The following is a 2,017-nucleotide window of genomic DNA, read 5'->3' on the forward strand; positions in this document are numbered from 1 at the left end:
ATGCAGATAGTGATATCCCGTTTGAGAATTCACTAAATCACTATTAACAGTCTCAGCCTGCCAAACCGGATCCGTACTCCACGCCCCCTGCTGCCCCGCAACGGGATTGAACCCATAGGCCCGTTGCAGCTTGCCATCCTCGTCAAGCTCCCCCATCAGCGCCTGCTCGCTGTAGACAAAGTAGGTCACTTGCGTGGTCGCCTCTTTGGTACCGCTCTTGCTGATTCTGCGGCCGAAGGGGTCATAGCGGTAATGGGCTTGGGTGCCATCACTGCTCTCGTAGGTGATCAGCCGCTCGGCGGCGTTATAGCGGTAGGTCTTGCTCTCCTGCCCACTCGTTTCTTGCTGGGTATGACCCTGCGGGGTGTAGCTCACCTGGGTGTCTACCGCAGGGCTTGGGCTAAACGGCGTTTTGCTAGGGTAGCGGACCATTTGGTTGTCGGCGTTATAGCTCCAGGCGCCCGGCTGGTGTGCGCTGCTGGTGCGGTTGCCTACGGCGTCATAGCCATAGTGCTCGCTGGGCAGGCCCAGGCCCTGCAGGCTTTGGTCTGGCGTCGCCTGGGTGAGGCGGTCCAGGTTGTCATAGCCATATTGGGTGGTGCCTAGGTCGCTATCGATCTGGGAGATATTGCCGGCTTTGTCGTATTGGTAGGCCTTGCTGGCAAGGATCTGGTTGCTGCTGTTTTTGACCTGGATGCTGGTGGGGCGTTGCAGGGCATCCAGTTCCAAGGATTTGGCAGCGCCTGGGGTTTGAATAACCGTGGGCATATTCCACTGGTAGTTTTGGTAGCGGATCTCGCTGCTGTTCGGTAGCGTGATTTGAGCGAGCTGCCCCTTCGCGTAGCTATAGGTTTGCGTACTCCCGTCGGGGTAGGTGTGGCTTGCCAGTTGGCCGTCGCTGTTAAAGCTTTGGCCGGTGGTGAAGCTAAAGCTTCCTGCTCCTTCTACCTTGCCATAGGTGGTTTGGCTTTGTGCTGTGCGCCCTTGCGCATCGTGGCTGTAGCTGGCGCTGCTGACAAGTTGGCCGTTGCCATCTTGCTGTTCGTAGGCAGTAAGGCGCCCGTCGTTGTCGTACTGGTAGCTGGTTTTTTCATCGAGCGTTGTGCCGCCAAGCTGGTGTTGCACCTGCGTCATGCGGCCGGCCGCGTCGTAGCTGTAGCTGCGGGTATTGCCTCCTGCATCGGTGCGCAAGATCAGTTGGTGGGCAGCGTCGTAGCGGTAGGCAATGGCTCCGCCCATGGGGCGGGTCTCTTTGGTCTGCTGTCCTGATTTGTCGTATTCGAACCGGTGGGTGTTGCCGTTGGCATCACTCAGACTGGTCAGCTGGTCAAAGGCGTTCCAGCTTTGCCTTGTGGTCTGCCCTGCGGGATCGGTGCTCTGGCTCTTTCTGCCCAGTGCATCGTACTCAACCAACGTGGTCTTGCCTGCAGGATCGGTGCTCGCAACGGACTGACCCAGCACATCATAGGTTTGGCTTTGTGTGCGGCTCTCTCCGCCACCCAGGTGCTGGGTGGTCGCCGTTTGCCTGCCCCTCTGGTCGTACTTGTAGGTCTCTTTGTACGTGGGGAACTGGGTCGCTATCAGCAGCCCTGCCTGCTCGGTGTCATCTGCCCCATATTCATAGCTGGTGGTGTTGCCCGCTGGGTCTTTGGTGGCTTGGATGCGGCCTCTCTCGTCATAGGTGGTTTCCGTGACCAGACCGCTTTGGCTGATCGACTGAATCGGCCAGCCATTGCTGTCATAGACGGTTCTGCGGCCCGCGCCTTCGGTCTCACCGGGCGCCAGGATTTCAATCACCCGGCCCCGCTGGTCGTAACGTGTGACCTGGGTGTTGCCCATGGGGCTGATGACATGGGTGCGCCGGCCTTTGGCGTCATAGCGGATTTGGGTGGCGTGGCCTAGCGGGTTGGTGGCCTTGGTCACATTGCCAGCGGCATCCACCTCCAGGCTGGTTGTGCGGTTCAATGCATCGGTCTTGCTGGTGGGCGCCCCGCGCAAGTCATACGCCATCTTTCTG

The 2,017-nt window shown here is 59.3% G+C and carries 1 protein-coding gene; it reads right to left on the reverse strand.

The window, feature by feature from the left end:
- Nucleotides 1–2,010, reverse strand: a 2,010-nt coding sequence (locus EDF71_RS24840) for a hypothetical protein (protein WP_279586308.1), incomplete at its 3' end; no start/stop codon positions are given.
- Nucleotides 2,011–2,017 lie beyond the last annotated feature (7 nt).

The sequence above is a fragment of the Comamonas sp. JUb58 genome, from assembly GCF_004364775.1.
GTDB lineage: Bacteria > Pseudomonadota > Gammaproteobacteria > Burkholderiales > Burkholderiaceae_C > Comamonas.